Source organism: Paraclostridium dentum (genome assembly GCF_048568265.1).
Lineage (GTDB): Bacteria > Bacillota > Clostridia > Peptostreptococcales > Peptostreptococcaceae > Paraclostridium > Paraclostridium dentum.
The window spans coordinates 14,666-40,786 of the sequence record NZ_CP183814.1 but is presented as its reverse complement, the minus strand read 5'-3'; the positions used below and the strand labels follow the sequence as shown (position 1 = coordinate 40,786).

Below are 26,121 nucleotides of genomic sequence, written 5' to 3'. Positions count from 1 at the left end.
AGTTATCTAAAAGCTTATTGAAAGCATATAAGTAATGGTTTAGAATATGCTATAGAAAAGCTAAAATAAATATGTGTCGTGAAGAAATTCATTAAATTTGAAAGGGGAATTTATGAGTACGTATATTATAGTAAGCTCAGTTTTTGTTCCTATATACTTGATTTATAATTATAGATGCTATAAAAGAAATCAAGTATCTTATTGGATAACACAAGGTATGTTGTGGGAGGATTCATTAAAAGTAATAGATAGTAGTTACTATGATTTTCAATACAAGAGTTGTATAAAATCTTGTGTTTTATTATTTATTATAATTATTTTAGGGACTCTGCTTGATTGGGAAGCTACCTTTTTACTAGTATTTTTAATATCATTTCATGGGACCGTTTCAATGACAAAGCACTTTGCTTTTAAGAAAAACTATTTATTAAAAAGTAAAGATGAGTAAGTATAAGTATGTTAATTAGCTAAGTAACATACTTAATAGTTTAAAAGAAACTAGAAAAATGCTTATAAATTATTAAATAAATAAAGTTAATGAACTTTAGAATCTAAAAATATTAATTTAAGGCTAACTTAAAAAATAAAGTTTTAAGAACGTAGAAATGAGTGTAATTATTAGGATTAAGTAATTTAAACAATTACACTCATTTTTGATATAACTATTCCCTAAACCGAAATTTAGGGATTAATATATTGATATTATGTGATTATTTTTATTTATCATAATCTATTATTTTTAGCCATTGTAAAATTTTATACCCATCACTTGTAAAACCAATGTATGGTTTGTAATTATACTTAATCGGTAAAATTGTAATTATAAACTGAATAATACTGAATAAAAGCACTCCGTTAAAGATTTTCATTAATAAATAGGGTAGATGCACATTATATAAAAAAACAAATAATAACAAAGAAATTAATAAAGATACTAATGGACCACCTGCAATCATTAAAATTGATTTTAATTTATTATTTATTGGTTTCCAATTAACGCATCCATAAGATACATCCATCAAAGACTTATATCCATTAAAATAAATCGTTAATCTATTAAGCTTTATTTTCTTATTTAAATTAGAATTTCCTATATAAATACTTACAACATCATCGGTAAATATTAAAGCTGGGATTGCATGTCCTAATTCATGAAGTATACCCAATATAGGCATAGATAAAATATATACAACTGGATAAATTATTAAATTTATAAAACTAAAACTCATATTTACACCCCTAAAATAAGTATATTCTAATTCGGGCCTACTATACCTTAAAAATACATAACTAGTCTCTAAACTAAAACTTTAGGACTAGTTATACTAATAGATTTTATTATTTTTTAAATAGAGTTAACTATATACCAAAAGTACAAAAACGAATAATATCAACTATTGAATGTGCACCAATTGCAGATATTAAATTTAATTTTCTTAACATTAATGCAAAAGGGAACCCAAATAATACCGATAACATTGCAACACTTGGAAGATTAAATGTACTAAGATTGAAATGTATCAATGTATGTGGAAGAATCATTATCAAATAACATAATAGATTTTGAAGTTTTGAAAATTTAGAATCATTAGTAATATAAACACACATAGCAAAGAAGAATAATCTAAAAAATATTTCTTCAAATATTCCAGCACGTAAAGCATTAAATACATATTGTATTTTAAAACCTGGATTTATTGGTATGCTGCCTATTGCAAAAAATACATTTATTGCACCAAGTATCATCCCAACTCCCAATATTAAGATTACTGATACTAATATGCTTTTTTTATTATTATCGAAAATATGAACAGTATTTTTACTTTTCTTGAAGATTCCAATAGATGCAATAAAAGGGATAATAGTGGAAATTCCCATTATAGGACTTGATGGCATACACAAAATACCGAAAATAATACCGAAAATAAAATCTTTAGATGTAGTAGATTTATTTTTAATAATCAGGTATATTGCTATTAAATTAATTGTAATAAACCAAACAAAGGTTGCTTCTAATACGCTAGCAGTAAACCAAACCCCAATAAAGAATATGAGAAGTAATTTTAATTTAATAGTATTATTACTTTTAGTTCCTTTATGTTTCATTGTTTTTCCCCCTATAATTAAATCATCATTAATTATTATTGTATCTTAGTTATTTATAAATTTTAGGATATAAGTAAAAGTATTTTTAAAATAAACTTAAATTATTCCCTAAAAACACATTTAAGGATGTCTAGTAAGAATGCCCTTATAATCCATTTATTTGGATTATAAGGGCATTAACTTTATGTAAAATACATAACAAGTCTCTAAACTAAAATTTTAAGACTTGTTTATTTTATAGTTATCAAAATTAAAAGTAACAAGGGTTTTTACAAAGTATATAATCCAAATAACAAAGCATAACCATAAAATTAATTCAGAAATAAAAATATAACCAAGTGCTCCAATTAAAAATATTAATCCATATCTAAAAAGTATAAAACCATAATCTTTACTTAATTTAAGCTCATCATATAATTCTCTGTGATTTTTAGAAATAATAGAATATCCTTGTATCAAAACTGATGCCTTGCCTTTAAAAATAAAAAATACACTAGATAATAATAATAATGCACCTGACAGAGTAAATGCTATATCTAACAACAAATCAATGACCTCCCTTTAGTTTTATAATAAATGTATATACTTAAAATTGCATCTAGTTCTTAAAAACTTGTTTAAAGATTAGTAGTAAAAATGCCATTAAAATCCAAATAAATGGATTTTAATGGCATTAACTTTATATGAAATAATAACTTAGTCCCTAAACGGAAATTTTAAGGATACTTATAATTCAATTACAAATTGATTATAAAATTTACCGTTTCTTTCTGTAGACCTAAAGAGAATTCCATTGTTAGCTCTTATAACTTTCTCAGAACGTATATTACTAGATTCACAATTTAATATAGCTTTATCAATACCAATTTGTTTTGCAAAAGGTAAAGCTAACTCTAATATTTTAGTACCATACCCATTACCTCGATACTTTTGAGAAATATCGTATCCAATATGCCCATCAAAAGGTATTTCTTTATGTCTAATTCTGATTACTCCTAATACTGTATTATTTTCAGCTACTAACCAAAAAGTAGAGCATGGAACATAACCTTCTGGTAAATCAATTCCTTGTGCATTATTATTTAAATTTTCTACGTATTGTTCGAAGTTATCTAATGCTTTTTTATATATATTAAAATACTCTAGATCACCACTCGTTTTATAGTTATGTATATTTTCTAAAAAACTTTCTTTATAGATAATGCTCGGTGATTTTAATTCTATATTTTTAAACATATATCCACCCCTTTTAAGAATATTTATTTAATTTAATAATGGTTTTTAATTTTGAAAATTTCAACTAGTTTCTAAAAACTTGTTTAAAGATCAGTAGTAAAAAAAGTCGTTAAAATCCAAATAAATAGATTTTAATGGCATTAGATTTATATAAAATACATAACTCAGTTCTAAACGGAAATTTTAAGACTTGTTAGACGAATTTAGATTTCAGTTACTAATTTATCGATTTTAGCTCATTTTCAAATTAAAGGGTATAATCTATGTTATGATATTAATAATTTTTTCAACAAAATTATTAGAGTTAAACTTAGGAGGTTTTGTATATATCTAAAGTTTTTAGAAACATACTTTTATTTTTAATAGGTTTAGTAGAAATGCATGCTCTTTATGAAAAGTATAGATAGAAAATAGTACTTATTGTTTTCTAAAAAACTATTTTAAGAGTAACAAAGTTAATGCTATTAGAATCTAAACAAATAGATTCTAATAGCATTAATTTTGTTCTAAATATGTAACTAGTCCCTAAAATGATATAAAATAATTATAAGTTTGGTAGGATACTTATAATTACACACTTTGAGAGGTGTAAAAAGCTTTTTACATACTAAAAATAGGTAATATCAAAGACGTTTGATAGCTAAAATTAATTTAAGGTTATAGGATAATAGTACAGGAGGTAATTAGATGGAGATTGGAAAACAAATAAAGAAATATAGAACAGATAGAAAGCTTTCACAAGAGGCATTAGCTGAGAGGATATTTGTATCTCGCCAAACTATTTCAAATTGGGAGAATGATAAAAATTATCCAGATATGAAAAGCTTATTGTTATTAAGTTCTCTTTTTAATGTATCTCTTGATATATTAGTTAAAGGAGACCTTGAAGAAATGAAAAAGGAAATAAAAAAAGAAGAGATTTCTAAATTTGAAAAGGATGGCAAGATTTTTACTATACTTCTTATAGCAGATATTATATTAGTTGTTCCACTTATGAAGATTTTTGGGAAAAATATGGGATTTTTAATATTTATTTTAATATGGTTAGCATCAATGTATTATGCGAGTAAAGTTGAGAGACATAAAAAGAATAATGATGTAAAAACGTACAAAGAGTTAAACGCATTTTTAGAGGGAAGAACGCTAGAGGGTAATGAGAAATATATTGAGTATGGTAAAAGACCATATCAACCATGGGCAATAGCATTAGGTGTTGGATTAATTACTGCAATTGTAGCTTTTATTATGGCTATTATATTATTTTAAAATATCATAATTTAAAAGGATTATAAAATTTAAGAAAGATTTTATAATCCTTATTTTATGTAAAAATAAAGTTGTATTTATAATTGACTTACAAAACGTAAATGAATTATTTAATTTATTTCTTTTTTTCAAAAACAATTTGATAGCAATATGGAGCTGCTACACCTGGAGCTGAAAATCCTGTATTTTCATTTGTAGGAATGACAATTTGCTTTAATCTCCATCCATTTTTAGATTCATCATGAATAATAGACTTACATGCTTCAAAAGTATCTCCAGATTTAACTTTAAAACCTTTCTTTAATGGTACTTCTATAAATTTATACTCATACATACAAAAATCTCCCTTAATTAATGTGACTTATTTATATCTATATATTACATATATATCACATTGGTTTTTATAGTATGACTAAAATTTAAAGTAAATAACTAATCCTTAAAAACTTGTTTAAAGATAATTAGAAAAAATGACCTTAGACTCCGTTTTTTAGATTCTAAGGTCATTAACTTTATCGTAAGTAACTATCAATTGTTAAAGTTCAAAAATGAATAGACTTTCAATTGGGGTATCTAATTCCTTAGATATTCTCACAGCTAGTTCAAGTGAAGGATTATATTTAGCATTTTCTAAACGAGCTATGGTTTCTCTTCTAACATTAACTTTAATAGCCAACTCTTCCTGTGTTAGTTCTTTTAATTGTCGATATTTTTTTAAATTACTTATATAATTTGTCATAATATTTTTTAGTCCTCTAAATCAAATTTGTAAGTTAAATATGCCCATAAATTTACAGATATTGCAAAAGTAAGTGATAGTATAATTAATTGGATTTTATAAAGCAATTCAAAGTCTAAAGAAAATTGACCAATAAAAAGACTTAATAAAAATGCTATTGAAAAACATATCCTAAAAGAAATTGAACCTGCTTTATATCTATCTGCAATTAATCGTTCATCTTCAGTTAATCCTAGTTTAAACCACCAAAAATAAGCAAAACAACCAAAGAAAGCAAAGTTTAGAAAGAATATAGGGTCATTATTTACCCCTGAAAATCCTAAAAACCCTAGAAATCCTAGGAAATATGAATGTTTGTGTATTGTTTTTTTCATAATAAATCCCCTTTAAATGTGATATATTTGTATCTTTATAGTACAAATATATCACATTTATTTTTGAATTGATACCTAAAATGTAAAATAAATTAGTTTATATTAATTTCTAAACTTGGTTAAAGACTTGTAGTAAAGATGCCCTTAAAATATAGTTATTTAGATTTTAAGGGCATTAACTTTATCTTAAGATAACTAGAAGTGAAATTTTAAGATTTGTTGTTTTAATATAAAAAACTGCACATAAAATCATATGTTTTATTGAAAAGTTTTTTTAATTTATGACTACTTTTTAATTAAATATTTTTTATCATTATTAAACATATATTTATTTCATCCCAAAGTTCTTTTATTTCTTCTAATGGGTAAAAACCAACGCTTTTATAGAATTTCCTTGTAGCTGCATAGTACTTATTTGGATTTGATGGTCCTAGTGTTTTAACCTGAAGAAATTTAGTACCTATGTTGGCTAATGTATTATTCGCAACATCAACTAATGATTTTCCTACATGCTTACCTTGATATTCTTTTAATACTCCTATAACATATATTTCTGATGTGTACTCATTATTATGCTTTATACTTATAAAACCAATAGGTTTCTCTAAGTCATAAGCTACATAAAATTTAGTATCTTTTACACCTTCTACATATTCAACTATAGCCTCTTCAATATCAAACCACTCAGGAAGTTTTCTTAATATGCAATCAGCAACATTAGACTTAACCTCAATATCATGTATTTCTATAATCTTAAACATAATTATCCCCCTAGCATTTTTATAATTCATCTTGAAACATTTTCTAATTAAATCATATCAGAACTTTTAATTTAAGTGTGCTCTCAATAACAGATGTTTTCGTGGGTATTATTTGAAAATACTATTTCTTAAAAACAAATTTAAGGATACCTAGTAAAAATGCCCTTAAAATATAGTTATTTAGATTTTAAGGGCATTAACTTTATCTAACATAGTCAATCCTTAGAGTGAAATTTTAAGAATTGTTATTTAGAGTACAGTTATATATAATCATAAATTATTAAATTAACTTACTTTTTATTTTCTCTAATTGCTTGTGTCAACTTCTTAATATTGCTATTTATACAAAATAATATAATTATAATTAATACATATTCCAGGCCACCTTTACTATTTAAAAGTGTATTATTTATATCATTCATAGTATTAGATAAATTATCTATTGAACTATGTATATAGCTAAGTTCTTCTTTTATTTGGTTAGTTTTATCCATACTCTCACTCTCCCAATATTTTCTAAATAAATTATAATTTCAAAATATTAAAATGTCCATTAAAACAGATGCTTTTGTAATCATGGATAAGAAATTTTAAGACTATTTAAATTAGTATAGGTAATTTAAATAAAATAGAGTTAACGATAAAGAGATGCAGTATATAATTACCTTAAAGGGGGGAAGCACTTATGAGAAAATATATATTGATTAGTTGTTATTTGGTTATATTTTCAATGTTTTTGATAGGATGTGATATTAATATAAATGAAAATCAACTTAAGTTAATTAGAAATCATTCTTCTGAAAGAAGTATTAGTGGGATGGGACTAGATTATGACATTGAAAATTTAAACAAAGGTAAATATGAGATTGATTTTTATGCTAAGGAATATAAAAAAGGTGAATTTGTAAAAGATCATAAATTATATAACTTAACTTTAGATATTGAAAATAAGAAAGTGTCAGTAAGCGTATATCAGGAAGATAAAAATATAAAGCTTTTTATTGAGCCAAACTATCAAGACATAACATTGGATTTCTTTGAAGATTCAGATATGGGGATTGCATTATCGGGAATAGAAGTAGAAAAGATATTAAAATTTAATAAAGACACACCTATTGCTATATATAGTATTGCTGGTGAGGATAAATCAGTATCTAGCGTAGATATGCAAGGTGATTATAAGCTAGGATCAAATGAAAAAGATTTAGTTATATTTATGAAGATAACACAAATAACTAATCCTTAAAAACTTGATGCAATATGAAGATGATTAACCTGGGGATGAAAATTTTGTACCTTTGTTTGAAGGAATGACAATTTAATTGCAGCCATAATTACAATTTCTAATTTATAGTGGAGATTGATAAACCATGTTAACATATAATGAACATAAAACTTGGATTAATCATTTATATAACTACTAACCTGCCTGAGTTATATAAATGATTAACTATTTACTTGTTTTTAGCTAAGAGAGTAGCACCCATTAAGTTAGTTATTATTATTTCAGAGTCTTTTGGTATATCTTTGTCCCATGCAGTAATTTTAACCTCTTTACCATCTATAATAGCTTTTCCTTTGTGTCTTGCTTTGATTGAAGATGTTGAAATACCAGTATGGTTTAAATACTTTGCTCTTTTGTATTTAGATATGCGTTCAACATACCTCTTTCTATTACCCATATAAGTAGTACTACAACTGATGTTATTATTCCCATTTTAAGACTTGTAGAAAATACAACTACACCAACTAACATGCACACAGATCCATTTATTATTCCGTTAATCTGATCTTTTGCGTCGTAAATAGTTATCCCTTTAAATTTTTCTATTGCTACAAAAACTATTCCATATATTATAAAAAATAAACCTAAATAAAATCTAACTGCTTCCATATCGAAACCCATAATTACACCCCCTATATTTACTATGAACATCTATTTATATTCTTTATTTTATATAGCAGTAGATAAACTGATTTATTACAAAGAATAAACTTAATAACATTAAAATTATTATTATATTTTTTATATACCTGATTGAACTGCAATAACATATAGTACAGTAATTGCTATATATATGGCTATTATTAAACTATAATGAACTACCATATTTATTTTTTTCTTTATCACACAGTATATTACTGATAAAAAGCAATATATCAAAAATATACCTACTATCCTTTGAGGAATATTATAGGGGCTACTATATAGACTTGGTTCATATAGATTGGGTTCAAAAAACTGTGAAGGAGCTAAATATATACAGATAAGTCCAATTCCTCCTATAATCCAATCTATTAGTTTCCAATACGTATACTTACTCATTTCTAAATTTCCTCCATTCAAACTGAAATCTCAAAGTATGAAACCTTATTGTATAATTCCAGATTAAAATATATTTTGTATTATCCTTATTAAATTTTCAAAGACTAGTTAAAATTATATAAAAGTTCTAATAAAAAATATTGAAATTGGATTGAGATAGGTTTATTTGGGAGTAAAACCATACATAAGAACAAAGAGAAAAGGTACATTTAAAGGGGAAAAGATAAGTGACGCTTTATGTTATGTATGTGCTAAATGCGGTCATATAGAGTTTATAGCAGAGAACCCAAATGAATTTAAGTAATCCTACATATGAATATCTAATAAATAAAGGATATGAATGTTATTTAGTAGATGAAGATACAATAATTCTTGACGGCGAAAAGTATATGGTAAATGAGTGGAATATAAACAACATTGTTCCAACACAACAAGTAATTTTAAAGTTAATGAAATAAAATCAATTACACTTTAAAACATATTTAAATATACCTAGCAAAAATGCCATTAGAATCCATTTGTTTGGCTTCTAATGGCATTGACTTTACCTTAAGTTTAACTACTAGTTTAGCAATATTTTTATTATAATTATTTACTATATCAATTCTAATAGATTTGGAATTTGATGATTGTAAATATTGTTCAAATAAACTATAAATTTGTTTTCAAATACCTTTTGACTCGTAATCTTTGTTTTCAAGAATCATTTAAAATCTCCTTGTATAAGGTATCTCCTATATATCAATGTAGCTTTAATATATAAGTTGTTTTATTTTATATGCTTTAACTTAATAAAAGACCACACTTTATCTAGTGTAACTTCAAATTTATCATTAATATTAGGATATATAGTTACAAACCCATTTTTAAACTCAGATTTATCAAAATTAAAATCTGCCCACAGTAATTGCTCATAACCATATAGCTGACAGACAACCTTTTTATTATTCATAAATATCATTTGAACCATATCTTCACTTTCAGCTTTCTTTATATCTTTCCACTTATAACCTATTGTTTTATATATTGTTTCAGGAGAAGTATTTGTATCAAATACATAGGCTTTATCCCATTTAAACGGAGTAAATTTGCTTAAACTAAGATTTTTATAAGATTTATCTTTTGGATTTTTTTCAAACTCCAAAGAGGTATCTACTAGTTTTCTAAAAAGTAAATCAAAATTTTTATCTTCTTGGCTTTTTTCAAACTTAGTTACTTTACTGGACTTTTTTACTATATCCCATTTATTATTATTTCTTTCTAATTGGAAATTAATTTTAGAAATGGCTTCTCCATATTTTCCAGGTTGAGTTACTATAACTTTTTCACCAGATTTATTCTTGTAATTATGTTGATCAAAATCTTTATGAGTGTGTCCTGCAACTATGGCATCTATCCCATTAACTTCTTGTGCTAATTCTTGTATTCTATTTTCAGGCAACTTATCACCCTTTTTCTTCTCTCCAGAATGAACAACAGCTAATATAATATCTGGATTTTCTTTTTTCATAACTGGAACCCATTTTTTAGCCTCTTCAACTAAATCACTCATATACAATGACCCATTAAAATCATCTAGCTCTTTTAATCCATCCCCTAAAGGTTTAACAGTACCATTTTTTAACGTTTCATATCTTTGACCTACTTCTTTTACAGTAAGCCCTAAAATCCCTATTTTAACATCTCCATCAGGAGTAGAAACTTTTTTAATTGTATAAGGTTTTAAATAGTTATCACCATTTTTTTTATGAGTATTTGCTGATAATATATCAATATTTTGTTTTTTAAAATCAGAAACTATATCATCTAGTTGAGCTTTGCTATTAAATAGAAATTCATGATTTCCAAGCACTACAGTATCATAACCTATTTCTTTCATTTCTTTTGCAAATAGAAATTCTACATATTTATGATTCCTATCATCATCACAGTCTCTATCAAAACAATATTTATCCATAGTTGAACCAGGTTTACCATAATCTATAAAGTCTCCTGCATCAACTACAATTGTATTTTTATCTTTCGATTTTTCACCTTGTATATAAGAAGATAACTCATAAGGCATAAATCCATGTAAATCGGAAGTTGCCAATATATTTACTTCTGAACTTTTTGTTGAACTACACCCTACCATTAAGAAAATAAATAGCCCTAAAAATCCTATTATTAATCTCTCTTTCATCAGATCCCCCACTAGTTTTGTCTTTTGTGTTAACTGGAATATTTTAACATATAATATTATGTGGTTTATAAAACTTGGACTAAAATAGGACTATTTAGGACTAATATAATTATATTTCTTTCATACTTGTACTTAGTGTTAGAAGGAAAATCAAATTTATCTTTAATCCAACTTGTCATTTCTATTAGTATGTATCGTATTCATATGTTATCTTCATCCACTACAAGAATACTTGAATCCTTAATGTTTCCAATAAACTTTTTAAACGGACCTTTAAATCTATAAAGTCTTCTATAGATGGGTAAGGGCATTAACCCTATTATCTAAAGTGAAATTTTAAGACTACTTATCTTTTAGTCCAGAATTTATATGTTTCATTCCAAGTTTAAAAATTAAATTTATATATTTGCTATAATATGAAAGTTATTAAAGTAGGACAATTTATGGGGGCTAGATTTATTTCAAACCATAAGATTACTTAAAATGAGATAATAATGAGGACTTTATTTTATGAAAAACAGCATAAAAATTTTTTTAATATGTTTAATTTTTTTAACTGGTTTTATATTTTTCAAGGTGAAATATAAAAGTTTTGATAAGGAAAGTTTGCCTATAGATTGGAAAAAAGATGCCAAATCGGTTATGGAAGTATATATAAATGCAGTAAATACAAAAGACTTAGATCTTATAAACGAATGTATATTTAATATGGATGGTTATGATTATAGTTATATAGGTTTTGATGGTCCAGCGAAAGGAACGTTTGATGATATAATATATATCAAATATCTAGACTCAGAAGAGGTTCCATTTAAAACTGTTGAAGGTAGGTTGAAAAATGGAAAATATCTTTACTTTAAAGAGGGAAAATCACTGGATGTTAAATATAAAGTTAAATACTTATTTGAAAATCAACCTGAAGAATCAGGTATAAATTATCTAAAATATACTTTAATTAAGAATGAAGATGGAGATTATAAAATAATATCATGCGGATATTAGAAGTTAAATATATTTAAAATATTTTAATTGAGAAAAAAGAAATAAGTTTACTTATTAAAAATAAAATAAATTGCACTTTTAAAATTTTTTAAGAGTACTAGTAAAAAAGCCCTTAGAATCAATTTGTTTAGATTCTAAGGGCTTTGAATTTATTCTAAATATGGTGAACGACTTATTTAAAAAAGTACTAAAAAGATCTACAAAATCTATTATGGAAGTCATTAAGTATTTCTGCTAATTCTTTAGGATTATCATTGTTTACTTCGTGTTTCGCATCTTTTATAAATATAATTTCTGCCTGGGATATACTTTTATATAAATTTCTTGTAGCCTTTTTATTTGGGCTATCCTTATCTCCACAAATAAGCAATACTGGGCATAAAATATTATTTAAATCTTCATTAAAATTTAAGTTCATCATTGAACTTGTTAATTTAATAAAATCATCCTACTCAATCCCATACTTTTAAAAGATTTTTCTGGTATAAATTTAAAAACAATATTTTGAAGTTTAATCAATGTTTTTGGCATTTCATATTGTGCTGCTATTAATACCAATGAATTAACTTTTTTAGGATTATCTATAGCATAATTTAATGCAAGTACGGCTCCCAATGAAAGTCCACATAGATTTAATGGTCCTGAAATATTATTACAATACTCTGAGAAAGCTGTATATAGATTTGAATATGATGCATCTTTTTCCTTAATAAATAAAGATAACTCAGGGCAAATAATAGTATCTTGGCCTGTCATATAAGAAATAGTTTCATTCCAACTCGAGGCTTTTTGTCCAAGCCCATGAATTAATATATGTTTCATTGTATAGTTCCCCCTACGAAATTCATATTTATATTATATCATATAACATGGTAGCGCTTACACGATCTCTATTAAGAATATAAAATAAAATACCTATCAATCTTTCTATTTTCACTTTAAATCTCCTTAGTTTAAATATTATTTTTATTTTATATTTAAACTAAGAACAATTCAAATAAATATATCTATTAAAAAGCCCTTAAAATTCATTTACTTGGATTTTAAGGGCTTTAACTTTATTGAAAATATGTATAAACTTTAAGACTAATTAATTAGTCTCCTGTTACTTCTTTTAATAAATCTTCATGTAATTGTTTAGTTTCTTTTCTAGTAAAGAAAAAATGACACCATATAAAAGTCATATAAATTAAAGTCAAAAAGGATATTACAGCAGTATTCATTAAATTTTCTATATCTTTATCATAAATTCTTAAAACTAACCATAATGGAGGTCCAGAGCAAATTAATGTAGTGCATACTAAATTAATAAGGCGATTTCTATTATGTATTTTTATAGAATATTTTATAGATTTGATTTTATCTTCGTTTCTCAATATACTCACCTACTAGTTGTTTTTATAATATTTTCTCATTAACTTTACTATTACTGTAACTTTTTCCACTTTCGTATTTTTGTCCTAAATGACTTGAAAGGTGCAACAGTATTTATATGAATCCACTTCCATATTGGCCAATTTGAAGGTGTTGATGATGACCACTTTCTTCCTCCTTGTTGAAACAATTCGGTATCTGTATATGTATTTATTAATTGTATAATTTTCTTTTCTGTGGCTACAAACATAGCACATAACTCTGTTAGAGTATATACATCATACTTCTTATAGAAACTCTCATATAAACCACCAAGATTATTCCATTTATAGTCTGTGGTTGGGGTTATAACAGTAATCCCCTGCTGCTCTTTACTTTCCCAATCAAGAATAAGATTCATCCATCCTAATTGATAAGCAATCATTTGAGCTGGGGTTTTATCTACTCCATAAATTAATTTGTCTTTATCTTTTTCATTAATACCATCAAATTCTCCTATGAATAATTTTGAACGATTTGAAATTTCTAAAATTAATTCTTCTCTATTTTTATATTCTATCAATTTACAATTCCCCTTTTAAAATTCAAATTTACCTATATTATATAGTAATTACTAACTTAATCTCAATTTGTTTCATCTGTATTTTCAGTAAAGTACAATGTGTAGCCCTCACAGGAAACGACCAATGTGTTTTCCTTTGTTTTATCTTTATATTTAGTAATGCTTTTACTCAAAATACCTTTTTTATTATTATCAAATATTACTTCGTAAATATCTTGAGAAGAATCCATTTTTGTACAGTTTCCAATCCATTTATTGTCGCTACTTTTATCTGTAATAGTAACAGAAGAACCTTGTAAAATGCAGACAATATCCTTGACAATAGCATTTGGAAAAGCATCTTTACTTTTATTTGAACAATAAATAACTTCTCCATTATTATCTTGAATAGATCTCATATTCCAAGTTGTTTTTTGATTATCGTTACTACATCCACTTATACAAATACAAAACATACATAGTAAAATAGCTGTAATTATCTTTTTCATTAATTTTATCCCTTCGTAAAATATAAATAATACTTGTTTTACTTTTTATAACTACTGGTTGCAACTAAAACCTTTCAAAGAATTCCTATTGTATATATACATAGAGTTTAACAAAATAGCAACTAAAGCAGTTATTTTTTAAATCTATTACTTTCGATAGAGAACAAATATATTAATCCAATACTAAAAATTAAAGCTCCAATCAGCATAAATGAGTGAATAAATATATTTAATACAGTATATGTTTAATTTATAAAGTTCTGAATTGTTATTTTGGAGTTAGAATATCAAATATGGTATCGTGAACATTTTTAACTTTAAGTTCTGTTATAATTAAATAAACAAAGATTTAGGGGGGGATTAAGATAGAATATACATTACTTGTGATTTCAGCAATTATAATACCATTAGCTCTTTTTATATATAGTTTAATATCATATAAAAAGAAAATTATTATTTACACTAAAAATGATGAGAATATGAAGGTTAAAAAGGATTCTTATTATAGTTTGCAATTATTGTTTTCTATAACTACTTGTATTTTACTAGTTTTTGAGAGTGTAATGGCTATTAACAGTATAGGTATTTTTATATGTTATTACATAGCTACAATTTTCTTGATGAATTATTTATTAAGAGTTATATCAGTTAAAATGAACTATTTAAGTGTTAATTAATATTAGAAAAATACTTACATAGTGAATGAATATGGATATATGAAGATTTTTTAAAACTAAAAAAATATTGACTTGCATAAATTAAGTTGATAGAATGTATCTTAATGTTAAATAGAGAATACAATAATTAAATCAGGCAATAAATTTATTGCTGGGCTTTTATAGCAATGGACATGAATCCATGGGATAGTTTAAAAAACTTTTCCATGGATTTTTTTATTTTTAATTTTAGGAGGATAATTATGGTAAATACTAATTACAAGAAAGTTAAACAAGTTTTATGGGTAATATTATTTGCAAATCTAGGGGTAGCCTTATTAAAAATTTTGATAGGTACTTCTATTAAAAGTGCCAGTATGACAGCTGATGGATTTCATTCTATATCAGACGGAACATCTAATATAGTAGGACTTATAGGTATTTCATTTGCATCAAAACCAAAAGATAAAGAACATCCGTATGGGCATAATAAATTTGAAGTTATATCAGGCCTTTTTATTGGAGGGATGCTTTTCTTTTTAGGAGCTAAAATAATTATAGAAGCACTTTCAAGATTTAAAAATCCAGTTGAACCAACTATAACTATGGTTAGTTTAATAGTTTTAGTTATTACATTGATAATTAATATACTTGTATGTACTTATGAATATAGAATAGGTAAAAAATTAAATAGTTATATTCTTGTTTCAGACTCACTTCACACAAAGAGTGATATATTTGTATCTATAGGAGTTTTAATGACATTAGTAGGTGTGAAACGGGGCCTTCCAGCTATAATTGACCCAATAGCATCTTTAATTGTTGCAGGGTTTATACTTCACGCATCGTATGAAGTATTTAAATCAACTATTGATGTATTAGTTGATAAAGCAGTAATAGATGAAGATGACATAAAGAAAGTTATTAAAGAATTTGAATCTATAAAGGGAGTTCATAATATAAGAAGTAGAGGTAGCGAAAATAATGTTTATATTGATATGCATATTTTAGTTGAACCTAAAATTACAGTAGAAGATTCTCATATGCTAACTCACGATATTGAGGAGATTATAAAAAAAAAATTAATAAAAGTGCTCAAGTTATAGTTCATATTGAGCCTTATTATGATAAAAAATAGAGAGATTAGTAAGGTTTTATAAGTTGTATGTAAAATAAAGAACACTATTGTCATATCCTGAATAAGATATATAGAAATGTATCATTTTAAGGGAGGCGTTTTAGTTGTTTAATTATAATTACCCAACATCAAAATCATTTATGCAATCGCTAAATTTAATGCAACAATCTGTAGAAGGTGAAAAGTCAGATGCACTTTTTTATGAATGGTTAATAAACAATATACCTACAGATAGTTTAACTCAAGAAGAATCAAAATCTATAAAGGATACTATTGAATCAATAAGAGAAGATGAAAAATCTCATAATAAAAAATTTAAGATAATGTATAAGCAATTAACTGGATTAGATGCAAAGCCAGAAGAAACTGAGTTTATACCACCTAAAAATTTTACAGAAGGTATACTTAAAGCTCTTAATGGAGAACTAAATGCTGTTAAAAGATATAGAGAAATAATGAATGGAATGCCGAATTTATACTATAGAGATAATGTATTTAATATATTAACAGATGAATTAAGACATGCTAATTTATATAATTATATATATACAACAGTGCTAAAAAATCCAAAATAGTTTAAATAAAGATATGGATTCAAAATTAAGGCAATTGCAATTGAATTGTTACAATGATATTTAGATAATAAAAAAGTCAAGTTTGAGCCTACAAACTTGGCTTTTTTATTGTATTTTAAAAGGATAAACTTTAGTTGCTGCTTTAAATAATAATATCTTTAATTAAAATAAATTTTAATTAAACTTTAATGTTAACCTAATTATGATTTAATGTAGAATTAACCTTTTAGGAGTAATATTTAATCATTAGAGAAAAGATACAACTAGCATATAATAGAGCAACGGAGGAATTAATATATGGACATAATACATAAAATTTTAAATGAGGGATTTGCATGGTTGTCGGTGGCATTTGGGTTAATATTAACATGTAAATTCGTTGTTAGAATAGGGATGAAAAAAAGTAGAATATACAGAGATGAATTAAAAAAGTTAAATAAATATATGGCAAATACTCACAAGCTAATGGGGATATCACTTGTAATAACAGGTCTTATACATGGGATATTTTCAGGTAAATCAGTAATAAGTCTAAATACAGGAACCATATGTTGGGTTATAAGTATAATTCTTGGTGTAAGCTGGATGACTAGAAAAATACTAAGAAAACAAGGGAATTGGATTAAATATCACAGAGTTTTGACTTTAATATTTTTATTAACATTAGGGTTTCATTTAATTGATGTAAAAATATTTGATAATAAAATTTCAACAAATATACTTCAACATAAAAAACAAATAGATTATGGAATTCAAGAGAATAATCAAACTAGTACTAGTGGATATGAAAATACTTTGTTAACAGATATAAATGGATCATTAGATAAATATAAATTCAAGGATGGGACATATACTGGAGTTGCAGATGGTTATGGACCAGGGCTTACAGTAGAAATAAAAGTAAATGAAAACAAAGTAAGCGATATAAAAATAGTAAAGCATAATGAAGAAGGAAAGAAACATTACCAAAGACCAATGGCGATGATTCCAAATGAAATTATTCAAAATCAATCATTAGAAGTTGATGCAGTTTCTGGAGCAACATATACTTCTAATGGAATTGTAAATGCAGTAAAAGATGCACTTAAACAGGCAATAATAAAGTAAAATTTATTATCGCCTGTTTAAGTTACATAAGATTATAAATACAACAAAGTTATTTAATATTGATATTGTAAAACATATTTTCTCGAAAGATTTTTCTAATTTATTGATTCTAGACTTTTTACTTTATCAATACATTCATCTGACTTCAATATGTCTTTTGATGACGTATCTTCTACGTAATAATCTGGTTGAACTGGATTTTCTTCATCTACAATTCCATCTTTACTCATAAACATATTTGAAGATATTATGGCTATAAGGCCACTATATTTTAAGTTAATACATAGTGGGTTAGAAACACCACCATCTCCTAAAGTTTCACTTCCTACAAGAGTAGCAAATTTTGTATCTCTACAAAAGATAGAAAAAGTTTCAGCCCCCGAGAAAACTTGATCATTTACTAACACATATATTTTCCCTTTGAATGGGTATTTAGCTTTACCATCTACTTTTAAATTTATTTCATCAAATCCTTTGAGATTATTTATATACCTTGGAGCGATTTTTCTTATATCACTTGGTAATTCAGATATGGGCTTAAAATTAAAATCAAAGTTTTTAATATAGCTTTTCATATTATTCGATTCATTATTTAAAAGTAAATAACCTTTAGTGCTATAGGTTTTGTCAGTTATTATTGAGACTAGGCTTTTCCAATATTCATCTGATCCACCTAAATTATCTCTAATATCAATTATTAGGGAGTTATAGTTTTGTATGTTTTTCAAATAATCAGCAATTTTGTCCATATCTTCAGAAATTGAGCTACCAACTGGATTCATTTGAGGTATTTTTATATATCCCATTTTGTTTTTTTCAATATCTGAACATACAATGTTACTACTATTTTGTATGGAAGGTCCTCTTTTAGGCATATTTAGATATGCTTTATCTGTATTTTTATTAAATAAATTAGGGAATAAGTCACTCATCTCACTTATAGACTTAATGCTATCGTATGTTGATTTATTACTTACAATATAAGAGTGATAGTTGTTGAGTTCTCCCATTATATTGTTTAATTCTTTAGAAAAAGAATTTAAATTACCTGTATTTATTATACTTTTTTCATATCGATCATGATTTGCCAGCCATTGCTTTTTTGTTATCTTACCCTCTAATCCAAAATATGGATAGGTAACAGTAATTTCATTATATAATTGTTCAAAATCTTGAAGTTTTTCTTCAGTCGTTAAATCAGTTTTATTGCAAGCTACTAGTAAGAGCGTTGCTAAAACTAATATAAGTAAATACTTTATTTTTTTCATTATTGTATCCTCCTATTTATGAGGACTCGATGATAGAAGTAATAATTATAAGTAATATCAACGTATTTTTTAAAAATATATACATGATATTTATATGTATCACTTTGTCCTTTATATATAGACTAAATATTTTTATCAAATATTGCACAATTAACTTATTGTTGAAATGAACTCTTGAAGAATAGTTTATTACAACAATTCTTTAGGAAATTCTGGCTCATATGCAGATAAAATACAAGAATGAGTTATTGCTGAATTACCTATATAAAGGCATATAAAACAAATTAGATTATTAATAATTCTATTATGCAACATTTTTTTTATTATTTTTTTCATTTCATTATTCCTCCAAAAGTTTATAAGATATAGGTGTTACTAATAAAACTGCTAATGATGAACCTAATACTATTAATACAGATATAGAAATATTATTTATCCAAATTATAAATAATAAAATTAAAAAATTATTAAACATTGCTTTGATTTTACATTTTTTAATTTTAGAATTATCTCCTATTGTATTTTTTTTTGTTTTTGCTGGGGCATAAATACCTAAAATAAAAAAATTTAATAGATTTATAATTATTAAACTTTTCGTATCTATATATATATAAGAAACAAAGTTAGGTAAAATTACAAACATAAAAATACCTAAAAATGTGCATATGTAACTTTTTTTAGCATGTGCACCATATGCATATCGTCTTATTATATAAAATGATATATGAGTTATAAATGTAATATATATACAATTGTAGATATATGCAAGTAAGTATATTGAAATTAGTTTGATGGTATTAATAATAAAAATGCTAAGACCATAGCTTATCTTTATTTGGTCAATTTTATTAAATTGATTGTCTATTGAAAGGTATTTCAATATTTTTTTCGAAACTTTTTCTTCCAATGATACAGATTCCATATTTAGCACCCCCTCATTTAATTTATTATAATATATTGAATATATATAAGTTAAAATATGTCTAAATATAGAGTTATAATATATAAATTAAAAAAAATAAAAGCTTTTATAACACATTTGATATCAAATGTGTTATAAAAGCTTTTGTTTTTTATTGTATATGAAGAAATATAATATTATAATAATAGAATATATATTCATAATTCACTATAAGATGGAAGTAGAGTTTTTTGTATATTAATTAGTAAGTATGAATTTGAAGCATTTTGAATTAAGTTAAATAATAAAAAATTTTAGTATTTAGGTAGAAAACAAAGTATTATAGATTTATTATATAAAGATTCACTAGCGTCATAAATATAATTTTTCACGATTTGACATATTAAATATAAAAATATACATCTGAGGTGATGTCTTGAAATTACTATACACATACATACAGAACTATTTAGAATTAATATTTTTACAACAACTATTTACTATGATATTAAATTTAATAATACTTAAACTATTAAAAAGAAACCCTAAATTACTTTTAAAATGTATTTTAACATCATTTATTTTGTCAGTAGCTTATATGTATATAGGGTTAGCTATTACAATTATAAACTGGATATTTTTAATAATTATTAATCTTAAAAATCAAAAGAAGTTAAGTATAAGTTTAACTTCTGCATCATTATCTTTAATGATATTTATATTATCAGATCATATTACTACAATTTTTTTAGATCCTGTATTTATTTCAAATAAATTATGTCTTAATACAAGATTACAACTATTTATTCATGTAGCTTTATCAATTTTAATTATGTTTTTATTAGGCATTACATCAATATATTTCAATAATAAAATTTTAAAACATCTAAGATTAAATAAATATATATATTGGGTTAGTTCAATAATTTCTACAGTTACTTTTTTTATTTATTATATAGATATTTTTATAGAAAGATATATAGTAAAAAGTAGAATTAACGAAAAGACAAACGGTTTCTTTTTCATGATTTATGCTATTATGGCAACTATAGTTTTTATTATAGCGTTATATACAATAAAAAAAGATTCAGAAAATAAGTATCGAGAAATTGAATTTAAATTAATGGAAGAATACACTATAAAACTAGAAGAGAACTATAGTGAAATGCGTAAATTTAAACATGACTATCAAAATATATTAATGTCATTAGAAGGTTACATTGAAGATAAAAACATAAATAAGTTAAGGATTTACTTTAATGATTATATAAAACCTACATCCAGCATTATAGCAGAAAATTCATTTAAATTATCTCAATTAAGCAATCTAAAACAAAAAGAATTTAAAAGTATAATTGCAAGTAAATTAATATATTCACAAGAGTTGGGAATTAACACTTCATTTGAGGCTCTGGAAATTATAGATTACATTAATATGAATCCCATAAAATTAGTAAGGGCCATTGGGATATTAATTGACAATGCTATTGAGGAAGTACAAAAAGATATTAATTATGGATATATAAAAGTTGGTATTATAGATAAAAATGAATCTATATTAATAATTGTTTCTAATAAATGTATAGATGAAGTTCCCGAGTTATACAAAATTCAAGAAATAGGTTTTTCAACTAAAGGTGAAGGCAGAGGAATAGGATTAAATACTTTAAAAGAAATAATTAATAGTTCAGATAATGTAACTTTAGAAACTTGCGTTGAAAAAGATGTATTTAATCAAATCATTGAGATTAGAAAGTAGAGGAAATTGACATTAATGATGAAGATATTTATTTGTGAAGATGATGAAATACAATTAGAATTAATTACTAAAATCATTAAAAAGTATATTTTATTTAAAAACTATGATTTAAAATTAGAAATAACGACACAAAATCCAGAAGAGTTAATAAATTATGTAAAGAGTAATGATGGAGTTGGATTATATTTTTTAGATGTAAATTTAAATAATAATATTAATGGTATAGAACTCGCATCTCAAATAAGAAAGTATGATTTAAGTGGTAAAATTGTATTTATTACTACTCATCTAGAGTTAGCATGTTTAACTTTTACTTATAAAGTTGAAGCATTAGACTATATTCCTAAAAATGATATGATAGATTTAAAAAATAAAATTATTGAATGTATAGATATTGCATATGAAAGGTATTTATATGAAAATAGCGAAACAAATAAAAGTATTATTATAAAAAAGGGTGATAGCCAATTAAAGATTTTTACAGATACAGTTAACTTTATAGAATCTTCTTCTGTTCCACATAAATTAATTATTCATCTAGAGAATCGACACATAGAATTCTATGGGAAAATTAAGGATATGGTAAATTTTAGTCAGGATTTTTATAGATGTCATCAATCTTATGTTGTTAATATTAAAAATATATTAGAGGTAAATTCGCATACTCGGGAAATAATAATGAATAACGGAGAACGTTGTTATTCATCAATTAGGTATATGAAAGGTCTATTAAATAAAATACATAATAAAAAATAAAACACTAATTATATAATTAGTGTTTTATTTTTTATTATGTATTTCTATTTAGATTAAATCTTAGTATGTTATGAAAATTATAATATTAAGTTGGATATTTTAATTATAATTTAATTAATTCATTTAAAGTCCAAAATAATTTAATGAATTTAAAAATACTATGATTGATAAAGGAGATACATTTATGAAAAATCATCTAAGTAAATATAAATTTTCTAAATATAATCATAAAATTGCTTTAGAAGGCGATTTATTTTTATATAATGCTTTGTCTGGAGGATTTTGTAAGGTAGATGCAGATATAAAAGATATTTTAGAAAAGTGTGATTTAACCTCAAATATCTTAGAAATTAGAGATTTGCCTCAAAATATAATTGATGAACTAATTAAAGGTGGTTTTCTACTTGAAAAAGATATAGATGAATTTAAATTAATAAAATCAATACATAACGTTTCGAGATTTAGTAATAATAATTCATTAAATCTAACATTATTGCCTACACTAGGGTGTAATTTTAGATGTACGTATTGTTTTGAAAAGGAACAAAACTATCCAAACACTAAAATGACTAAAGAGGTTATGGATGCAATTATTAAATTAATTGATGAAAGATTGAATTCAGGTGGAAATCTAGGTATTTCATGGTATGGAGGTGAGCCTCTTATTCATTTTGATATAGTTGAAGAACTTCAATCTAGAATAAATGAAATTGCTATTGCAAAAAACTTAAATCTAAAATCTAGTATGGTTACTAATGGTTATCTATTGACAAAAGAAGTATCTGATAAATTAGTTAACTTAGGAATAAAATCAGTTCAAATAACTATCGACGGTCCAAAGAAAATACACGACCAGAAAAGAATATTAGTCAATGGAAAAGGTTCATTTGATAAGATAATATCAAATCTTATAGAAATAAATGAAAATTTATATATTTCTATAAGAGTAAATATAGAAAAGAATAACATAGATACAATTCCTGAATTTTTAGATTTTCTAAATGAAATTGGAATATGTAATAAAAAAAATATAGCTCCTTATTTTGCAGTTGTAAGAGATTTTAGTAATAAAAAAGGATCTCTGTCAGATACTTGTTATACAATAAGCGATTATTCTAAAGAAGAAATTTATTTAAGTAAAATAGCGTATGAAAAAGGGTTTGATATAGGAGAAAGATTAGCTCCTAATTTAAGTTCTTGTGGAGCTATATCACCTAATATGCTGTTGATTGAGCCAGATGGTACTATACAAAAATGCTGGAATTCAGTAGGAGATTCCAAAGAAAGTGTGGGTCACCTTATTGATACAAATATAGATTCTTTAATGATAACTAAGAATAAGTCTGAGTGGTATTCATGGTCTTCATTTGAAGATGAAGAATGTAAAAATTGCAAGGTTTTGCCACTGTGTATGGGAGGATGCCCTTATTACAGTATAAATCAAAATGAAGTATACAAAAATAGTAATTATAGATGTGTTACAGGAAAGTTCAATTTAGAAGATACATTAAAAATGATAGCATATAGACATTTAAATAAAAAATGTCAAATGGAAAGGAGGTGATTTAATGGAATGGGTAAAAGAATACAATAACATTTTAGGTACTGGCCTAGACGTAGATTCAAAGGGGGTATGTATTATTGTAATATGTGGAAATAAAGTATGTTCTCCAAATGCATGTCCTCAAAAAGCATTTCCAAAGTAATAGATATAAAATAAACATTTTAAAATAAGGAGGTATATTTATGGAATGGGTAAAAGAACCTAATCAAAATCTTACTCCAGATCCTAAAATATGTGTTATCGATATATGTGACTTATGTATACTTCATGTATGTTATGATTATGCATAAAATACTACATATGAAAACGTTCTATATTATATAGAACGTTTTTTAAATTACTATATTAATAAAACTGTTGTAAGGAGGAAATATGGTTAAATTAATTTTTTTCAAAAAATACTTAAATAAATATAAAATAAATATAGCCTTAATATTAATTTTAAATATTTGTTTATGGATATCTAATATAATTACTACATATATTACAGGAAACTATATTGATTCCTTAATTAAAAATATAAATATTATTGAAGTATATAAATTTTCGATTATATTTATTTTATTAACACTTTTTAATATTTTAATAGGATATCTAAATAACATTATTTATCCCAAGCTTCAAGCTAACATGGTATTTGATATTAATTTTGAAGTAATAAAACATGTAAAGAAATTGCCAATAAGTTTTTTTAACAAAATAGATCCTGTGTATTTGAATCAACGTATAAATGGAGATTCAAATGAAGTCACAAATTTTATAATTTCATTAATTATTAAGGTAACAACTCAATGTATATCATTTATAATTGTTTTCTGTATTTTAACAAAGAAAAATATATTTCTATCGATTTTTGTTTTGTCAAATATACCTCTTTATTTATTATTATATAAAGTATTTGAGAAAAAATTATATGAAACCACATTAGATTATAAGGAAAAACAAAATAAATTTATATCATATATGAATAGGCAATTATCAAATTTATCATATGTAAAGCTTAATTCTTTATTCAACATACTAGATAATGAGTTACTTTTAGAATATCCGATTTTTTTAAATTCAATAATTAAATTTTTTAAAAATAATTACAATTTTTCTAGTTTAACGTCTATATTAAATAGTAGTTTTAATGTATTTTTATTTTTCTATGGTGGAATATGTATATATAAAAAGCAAATGACAGTAGGAGATTTCATAATTATTAAAAGTTATTATCTAATGTTATTGGATTGTATATCTAATATAACTCAAACTTTGAAAACATATCCTGATGCAAAAGTTTCAAGCCATAGATTAATGGCTATATTAGAAAGCAAAGTAGAGCTCAATGGTGTTAATACATTAAACAATATAAATTCTATAAATGTTAAAAATTTAAGTTTTAAATATGACAAAAACAATATATTAAACAATTTAAATTATGAATTTGAAAGAGGTAATATATATTTAATCAAAGGTAGTAATGGAACTGGCAAAAGTACACTAATCAAACTTTTACTAGGACTATATATAGAGGATTTTGATGGTGAAATAATTTATAATGATACCGATATAAGAGAAATAAATTTATATGAAACTCGACATAAACTTATTTCTATAGTTGATCAAGAGCCTTTGCTTATTCATTCTGAAATATATAAAAATATTACTTATGATCTAGATGTTTTAGATGAATCATTAGCACAAAACTTGATAAGTGGATTTAACTTAAAAAAAGATATTAATTCAAATAACAATAGTTTTTCAGGGGGAGAGAAACAGAAAATATCAATAATAAGAGCATTATTAAAAGAGCCTGATGTAATAATAATGGATGAGCCTACATCCGCACTAGATTTAAATTCAATATATTATTTATTTGAGATATTAAATAATATAAAAGATAATAAAATAATAATTATTATAAGTCATGATGATAAGTTTTATAAAATTTCAGATAAGATTTTGAATTTAGACTCTATATAAAATTAAATATTAA

33 protein-coding genes and 1 pseudogene are annotated in these 26,121 nt (G+C 24.5%); 13 read left to right on the top strand and 21 right to left on the bottom strand.

Annotated features, from left to right (window positions below; translation table 11 throughout):
- Positions 1-112: 112 nt before the first annotated feature.
- Positions 113-448, top strand: coding sequence for a hypothetical protein (locus ACN6I1_RS15625; protein WP_170075605.1), 336 nt, complete (start codon positions 113-115; stop codon positions 446-448).
- Positions 449-716: 268 nt separating this feature from the next.
- Here the strand turns inward: ACN6I1_RS15625 and ACN6I1_RS15620 are convergent, their stop codons facing one another.
- From ACN6I1_RS15620 to ACN6I1_RS15605, 4 genes are all read right to left on the bottom strand, one after another.
- Positions 717-1,229, bottom strand: a complete 513-nt coding sequence (locus ACN6I1_RS15620; RefSeq protein WP_419743391.1) for a site-2 protease family protein — start codon at positions 1,227-1,229, stop codon at positions 717-719.
- Positions 1,230-1,359: 130 nt separating this feature from the next.
- Entirely contained in the window at positions 1,360-2,106 is a 747-nt protein-coding gene (locus ACN6I1_RS15615) for a type II CAAX prenyl endopeptidase Rce1 family protein (protein WP_419743390.1), read from the bottom strand.
- 219 nt (positions 2,107-2,325) lie between these two features.
- The gene (locus ACN6I1_RS15610) at positions 2,326-2,652 is read right to left on the bottom strand and encodes a DUF3784 domain-containing protein (RefSeq protein WP_419743389.1); all 327 of its coding nucleotides are present in this window, start codon (positions 2,650-2,652) and stop codon (positions 2,326-2,328) included.
- A gap of 180 nt (positions 2,653-2,832) precedes the next feature.
- Positions 2,833-3,342 carry a GNAT family N-acetyltransferase gene (locus ACN6I1_RS15605; RefSeq protein WP_419743388.1) on the bottom strand — a complete coding sequence of 170 codons (510 nt, stop codon included), beginning with the start codon at positions 3,340-3,342 and terminating at the stop codon, positions 2,833-2,835.
- 687 nt (positions 3,343-4,029) lie between these two features.
- Between ACN6I1_RS15605 and ACN6I1_RS15600 the strand changes: the two genes are divergently transcribed.
- Positions 4,030-4,608 (top strand): helix-turn-helix domain-containing protein, encoded by a 579-nt coding sequence (locus tag ACN6I1_RS15600; RefSeq protein WP_419743387.1) that lies wholly within the window; start codon positions 4,030-4,032, stop codon positions 4,606-4,608.
- Between the two features lie 115 nt (positions 4,609-4,723).
- Here ACN6I1_RS15600 and ACN6I1_RS15595 read toward each other — a convergent pair whose 3' ends face one another.
- The 5 genes from ACN6I1_RS15595 to ACN6I1_RS15575 all read right to left on the bottom strand — a co-directional run bounded on the left by ACN6I1_RS15595 (position 4,724) and on the right by ACN6I1_RS15575 (position 6,976).
- Positions 4,724-4,942 (bottom strand): DUF4177 domain-containing protein, encoded by a 219-nt coding sequence (locus ACN6I1_RS15595; protein ID WP_220796570.1) that lies wholly within the window; start codon positions 4,940-4,942, stop codon positions 4,724-4,726.
- Positions 4,943-5,143: 201 nt separating this feature from the next.
- Positions 5,144-5,347, bottom strand: coding sequence for a helix-turn-helix transcriptional regulator (locus ACN6I1_RS15590; RefSeq protein WP_148551928.1), 204 nt, complete (start codon positions 5,345-5,347; stop codon positions 5,144-5,146).
- An 8-nt stretch (positions 5,348-5,355) separates the two neighbouring features.
- On the bottom strand, positions 5,356-5,721 hold the full coding sequence (locus ACN6I1_RS15585; protein WP_150843539.1) for a DUF3796 domain-containing protein: 366 nt from the start codon (positions 5,719-5,721) through the stop codon (positions 5,356-5,358).
- A 296-nt stretch (positions 5,722-6,017) separates the two neighbouring features.
- Positions 6,018-6,482 carry a GNAT family N-acetyltransferase gene (locus ACN6I1_RS15580; RefSeq protein WP_419743386.1) on the bottom strand — a complete coding sequence of 155 codons (465 nt, stop codon included), beginning with the start codon at positions 6,480-6,482 and terminating at the stop codon, positions 6,018-6,020.
- A 290-nt stretch (positions 6,483-6,772) separates the two neighbouring features.
- Positions 6,773-6,976, bottom strand: a complete 204-nt coding sequence (locus ACN6I1_RS15575) for a hypothetical protein (protein ID WP_419743385.1) — start codon at positions 6,974-6,976, stop codon at positions 6,773-6,775.
- Positions 6,977-7,167: 191 nt separating this feature from the next.
- On the opposite strand from ACN6I1_RS15575, the gene ACN6I1_RS15570 reads away from it, so the two are divergent.
- Entirely contained in the window at positions 7,168-7,728 is a 561-nt protein-coding gene (locus ACN6I1_RS15570; RefSeq protein ID WP_419743384.1) for a hypothetical protein, read from the top strand.
- A gap of 208 nt (positions 7,729-7,936) precedes the next feature.
- Here ACN6I1_RS15570 and ACN6I1_RS15565 read toward each other — a convergent pair whose 3' ends face one another.
- From ACN6I1_RS15565 to ACN6I1_RS15555, 3 genes are all read right to left on the bottom strand, one after another.
- Positions 7,937-8,164: a hypothetical protein gene (locus ACN6I1_RS15565; RefSeq protein WP_419743383.1), complete on the bottom strand. Its 228-nt coding sequence runs from the start codon at positions 8,162-8,164 to the stop codon at positions 7,937-7,939.
- Positions 8,104-8,388, bottom strand: a complete 285-nt coding sequence (locus ACN6I1_RS15560; protein WP_419743382.1) for a hypothetical protein — start codon at positions 8,386-8,388, stop codon at positions 8,104-8,106. The genes ACN6I1_RS15565 and ACN6I1_RS15560 overlap by 61 nt, the downstream gene beginning before the upstream one ends.
- Before the next feature lie 120 nt (positions 8,389-8,508).
- Positions 8,509-8,808 carry a hypothetical protein gene (locus ACN6I1_RS15555; protein WP_419743381.1) on the bottom strand — a complete coding sequence of 100 codons (300 nt, stop codon included), beginning with the start codon at positions 8,806-8,808 and terminating at the stop codon, positions 8,509-8,511.
- Positions 8,809-9,098: 290 nt separating this feature from the next.
- On the opposite strand from ACN6I1_RS15555, the gene ACN6I1_RS15550 reads away from it, so the two are divergent.
- Positions 9,099-9,266, top strand: a complete 168-nt coding sequence (locus ACN6I1_RS15550) for a hypothetical protein (protein ID WP_419743380.1) — start codon at positions 9,099-9,101, stop codon at positions 9,264-9,266.
- A gap of 311 nt (positions 9,267-9,577) precedes the next feature.
- On the opposite strand, the gene ACN6I1_RS15545 is transcribed toward ACN6I1_RS15550, so the two are convergent.
- Positions 9,578-10,990: a metallophosphoesterase gene (locus ACN6I1_RS15545; protein WP_419743379.1), complete on the bottom strand. Its 1,413-nt coding sequence runs from the start codon at positions 10,988-10,990 to the stop codon at positions 9,578-9,580.
- Between the two features lie 510 nt (positions 10,991-11,500).
- Between ACN6I1_RS15545 and ACN6I1_RS15540 the strand changes: the two genes are divergently transcribed.
- Entirely contained in the window at positions 11,501-11,992 is a 492-nt protein-coding gene (locus ACN6I1_RS15540; protein ID WP_419743378.1) for a DUF4829 domain-containing protein, read from the top strand.
- Positions 11,993-12,179: 187 nt separating this feature from the next.
- On the opposite strand, the gene ACN6I1_RS15535 is transcribed toward ACN6I1_RS15540, so the two are convergent.
- From ACN6I1_RS15535 to ACN6I1_RS15515, 5 genes are all read right to left on the bottom strand, one after another.
- Positions 12,180-12,410 (bottom strand): alpha/beta fold hydrolase, encoded by a 231-nt coding sequence (locus tag ACN6I1_RS15535; protein ID WP_419743377.1) that lies wholly within the window; start codon positions 12,408-12,410, stop codon positions 12,180-12,182.
- Positions 12,411-12,421: 11 nt separating this feature from the next.
- A complete protein-coding gene (locus ACN6I1_RS15530) occupies positions 12,422-12,814 on the bottom strand; it encodes an alpha/beta fold hydrolase (RefSeq protein WP_419743376.1) in 393 nt (130 codons plus the stop codon).
- A gap of 272 nt (positions 12,815-13,086) precedes the next feature.
- On the bottom strand, positions 13,087-13,368 hold the full coding sequence (locus ACN6I1_RS15525; RefSeq protein WP_021430971.1) for a hypothetical protein: 282 nt from the start codon (positions 13,366-13,368) through the stop codon (positions 13,087-13,089).
- Between the two features lie 50 nt (positions 13,369-13,418).
- The gene (locus ACN6I1_RS15520) at positions 13,419-13,928 is read right to left on the bottom strand and encodes a ClbS/DfsB family four-helix bundle protein (RefSeq protein WP_419743375.1); all 510 of its coding nucleotides are present in this window, start codon (positions 13,926-13,928) and stop codon (positions 13,419-13,421) included.
- A gap of 62 nt (positions 13,929-13,990) precedes the next feature.
- Positions 13,991-14,416, bottom strand: a complete 426-nt coding sequence (locus ACN6I1_RS15515; protein WP_419743374.1) for a hypothetical protein — start codon at positions 14,414-14,416, stop codon at positions 13,991-13,993.
- 919 nt (positions 14,417-15,335) lie between these two features.
- On the opposite strand from ACN6I1_RS15515, the pseudogene ACN6I1_RS15510 reads away from it, so the two are divergent.
- The 3 genes and pseudogenes from ACN6I1_RS15510 (at position 15,336) to ACN6I1_RS15500 (ending at position 17,892) form a co-directional block, all read left to right on the top strand.
- Positions 15,336-16,210, top strand: a pseudogene (locus tag ACN6I1_RS15510) (cation diffusion facilitator family transporter).
- 104 nt (positions 16,211-16,314) lie between these two features.
- Positions 16,315-16,785 (top strand): hypothetical protein, encoded by a 471-nt coding sequence (locus ACN6I1_RS15505; RefSeq protein WP_394867110.1) that lies wholly within the window; start codon positions 16,315-16,317, stop codon positions 16,783-16,785.
- A 297-nt stretch (positions 16,786-17,082) separates the two neighbouring features.
- Positions 17,083-17,892: an FMN-binding protein gene (locus ACN6I1_RS15500; protein WP_419743373.1), complete on the top strand. Its 810-nt coding sequence runs from the start codon at positions 17,083-17,085 to the stop codon at positions 17,890-17,892.
- A gap of 95 nt (positions 17,893-17,987) precedes the next feature.
- Here ACN6I1_RS15500 and ACN6I1_RS15495 read toward each other — a convergent pair whose 3' ends face one another.
- The 3 genes from ACN6I1_RS15495 to ACN6I1_RS15485 form a co-directional block, all read right to left on the bottom strand.
- A complete protein-coding gene (locus ACN6I1_RS15495; RefSeq protein ID WP_263346321.1) occupies positions 17,988-19,160 on the bottom strand; it encodes a S41 family peptidase in 1,173 nt (390 codons plus the stop codon).
- 189 nt (positions 19,161-19,349) lie between these two features.
- Positions 19,350-19,475, bottom strand: coding sequence for a cyclic lactone autoinducer peptide (locus ACN6I1_RS15490; RefSeq protein ID WP_419743401.1), 126 nt, complete (start codon positions 19,473-19,475; stop codon positions 19,350-19,352).
- Positions 19,476-19,500: 25 nt separating this feature from the next.
- Positions 19,501-20,082 (bottom strand): accessory gene regulator B family protein, encoded by a 582-nt coding sequence (locus tag ACN6I1_RS15485; protein ID WP_419743372.1) that lies wholly within the window; start codon positions 20,080-20,082, stop codon positions 19,501-19,503.
- Between the two features lie 415 nt (positions 20,083-20,497).
- Here ACN6I1_RS15485 and ACN6I1_RS15480 point away from each other — a divergent pair, with 415 nt between their 5' ends.
- The 5 genes from ACN6I1_RS15480 to ACN6I1_RS15460 all read left to right on the top strand — a co-directional run bounded on the left by ACN6I1_RS15480 (position 20,498) and on the right by ACN6I1_RS15460 (position 26,108).
- On the top strand, positions 20,498-21,820 hold the full coding sequence (locus tag ACN6I1_RS15480) for a sensor histidine kinase (RefSeq protein ID WP_419743371.1): 1,323 nt from the start codon (positions 20,498-20,500) through the stop codon (positions 21,818-21,820).
- A gap of 15 nt (positions 21,821-21,835) precedes the next feature.
- Complete coding sequence (locus ACN6I1_RS15475) at positions 21,836-22,576, top strand: LytR/AlgR family response regulator transcription factor (protein ID WP_419743370.1); 741 nt, start codon at positions 21,836-21,838, stop codon at positions 22,574-22,576.
- Positions 22,577-22,760: 184 nt separating this feature from the next.
- Positions 22,761-24,140, top strand: a complete 1,380-nt coding sequence (locus ACN6I1_RS15470) for a radical SAM protein (protein WP_419743369.1) — start codon at positions 22,761-22,763, stop codon at positions 24,138-24,140.
- Positions 24,141-24,144: 4 nt separating this feature from the next.
- On the top strand, positions 24,145-24,282 hold the full coding sequence (locus ACN6I1_RS15465; protein WP_419743368.1) for a hypothetical protein: 138 nt from the start codon (positions 24,145-24,147) through the stop codon (positions 24,280-24,282).
- Positions 24,283-24,512: 230 nt separating this feature from the next.
- Positions 24,513-26,108: an ATP-binding cassette domain-containing protein gene (locus tag ACN6I1_RS15460; RefSeq protein WP_419743367.1), complete on the top strand. Its 1,596-nt coding sequence runs from the start codon at positions 24,513-24,515 to the stop codon at positions 26,106-26,108.
- The last annotated feature ends 13 nt before the right edge of the window (positions 26,109-26,121 follow it).

What these genes read in the sequence shown, in the direction of transcription:
- ACN6I1_RS15515 (WP_419743374.1), bottom strand. Translation starts at nt 14,416, where the DNA reads ATGAAAAAGATAATTACAGCTATTTTACTATGTATGTTTTGTATTTGT.
- ACN6I1_RS15575 (WP_419743385.1), bottom strand. Translation starts at nt 6,976, where the DNA reads ATGGATAAAACTAACCAAATAAAAGAAGAACTTAGCTATATACATAGT.
- ACN6I1_RS15485 (WP_419743372.1), bottom strand. Translation starts at nt 20,082, where the DNA reads ATGGAATCTGTATCATTGGAAGAAAAAGTTTCGAAAAAAATATTGAAA.
- ACN6I1_RS15625 (WP_170075605.1), top strand. Translation starts at nt 113, where the DNA reads ATGAGTACGTATATTATAGTAAGCTCAGTTTTTGTTCCTATATACTTG.
- ACN6I1_RS15490 (WP_419743401.1), bottom strand. Translation starts at nt 19,475, where the DNA reads ATGTTGCATAATAGAATTATTAATAATCTAATTTGTTTTATATGCCTT.
- ACN6I1_RS15615 (WP_419743390.1), bottom strand. Translation starts at nt 2,106, where the DNA reads ATGAAACATAAAGGAACTAAAAGTAATAATACTATTAAATTAAAATTA.
- ACN6I1_RS15595 (WP_220796570.1), bottom strand. Translation starts at nt 4,942, where the DNA reads ATGTATGAGTATAAATTTATAGAAGTACCATTAAAGAAAGGTTTTAAA.
- ACN6I1_RS15470 (WP_419743369.1), top strand. Translation starts at nt 22,761, where the DNA reads ATGAAAAATCATCTAAGTAAATATAAATTTTCTAAATATAATCATAAA.
- ACN6I1_RS15580 (WP_419743386.1), bottom strand. Translation starts at nt 6,482, where the DNA reads ATGTTTAAGATTATAGAAATACATGATATTGAGGTTAAGTCTAATGTT.
- ACN6I1_RS15540 (WP_419743378.1), top strand. Translation starts at nt 11,501, where the DNA reads ATGAAAAACAGCATAAAAATTTTTTTAATATGTTTAATTTTTTTAACT.
- ACN6I1_RS15475 (WP_419743370.1), top strand. Translation starts at nt 21,836, where the DNA reads ATGATGAAGATATTTATTTGTGAAGATGATGAAATACAATTAGAATTA.
- ACN6I1_RS15500 (WP_419743373.1), top strand. Translation starts at nt 17,083, where the DNA reads ATGGACATAATACATAAAATTTTAAATGAGGGATTTGCATGGTTGTCG.
- ACN6I1_RS15465 (WP_419743368.1), top strand. Translation starts at nt 24,145, where the DNA reads ATGGAATGGGTAAAAGAATACAATAACATTTTAGGTACTGGCCTAGAC.
- ACN6I1_RS15495 (WP_263346321.1), bottom strand. Translation starts at nt 19,160, where the DNA reads ATGAAAAAAATAAAGTATTTACTTATATTAGTTTTAGCAACGCTCTTA.
- ACN6I1_RS15560 (WP_419743382.1), bottom strand. Translation starts at nt 8,388, where the DNA reads ATGGGTTTCGATATGGAAGCAGTTAGATTTTATTTAGGTTTATTTTTT.
- ACN6I1_RS15460 (WP_419743367.1), top strand. Translation starts at nt 24,513, where the DNA reads ATGGTTAAATTAATTTTTTTCAAAAAATACTTAAATAAATATAAAATA.
- ACN6I1_RS15600 (WP_419743387.1), top strand. Translation starts at nt 4,030, where the DNA reads ATGGAGATTGGAAAACAAATAAAGAAATATAGAACAGATAGAAAGCTT.
- ACN6I1_RS15570 (WP_419743384.1), top strand. Translation starts at nt 7,168, where the DNA reads ATGAGAAAATATATATTGATTAGTTGTTATTTGGTTATATTTTCAATG.
- ACN6I1_RS15550 (WP_419743380.1), top strand. Translation starts at nt 9,099, where the DNA reads ATGAATTTAAGTAATCCTACATATGAATATCTAATAAATAAAGGATAT.
- ACN6I1_RS15535 (WP_419743377.1), bottom strand. Translation starts at nt 12,410, where the DNA reads ATGAACTTAAATTTTAATGAAGATTTAAATAATATTTTATGCCCAGTA.
- ACN6I1_RS15620 (WP_419743391.1), bottom strand. Translation starts at nt 1,229, where the DNA reads ATGAGTTTTAGTTTTATAAATTTAATAATTTATCCAGTTGTATATATT.
- ACN6I1_RS15545 (WP_419743379.1), bottom strand. Translation starts at nt 10,990, where the DNA reads ATGAAAGAGAGATTAATAATAGGATTTTTAGGGCTATTTATTTTCTTA.
- ACN6I1_RS15585 (WP_150843539.1), bottom strand. Translation starts at nt 5,721, where the DNA reads ATGAAAAAAACAATACACAAACATTCATATTTCCTAGGATTTCTAGGG.
- ACN6I1_RS15605 (WP_419743388.1), bottom strand. Translation starts at nt 3,342, where the DNA reads ATGTTTAAAAATATAGAATTAAAATCACCGAGCATTATCTATAAAGAA.
- ACN6I1_RS15530 (WP_419743376.1), bottom strand. Translation starts at nt 12,814, where the DNA reads ATGAAACATATATTAATTCATGGGCTTGGACAAAAAGCCTCGAGTTGG.
- ACN6I1_RS15555 (WP_419743381.1), bottom strand. Translation starts at nt 8,808, where the DNA reads ATGAGTAAGTATACGTATTGGAAACTAATAGATTGGATTATAGGAGGA.
- ACN6I1_RS15565 (WP_419743383.1), bottom strand. Translation starts at nt 8,164, where the DNA reads ATGGGTAATAGAAAGAGGTATGTTGAACGCATATCTAAATACAAAAGA.
- ACN6I1_RS15590 (WP_148551928.1), bottom strand. Translation starts at nt 5,347, where the DNA reads ATGACAAATTATATAAGTAATTTAAAAAAATATCGACAATTAAAAGAA.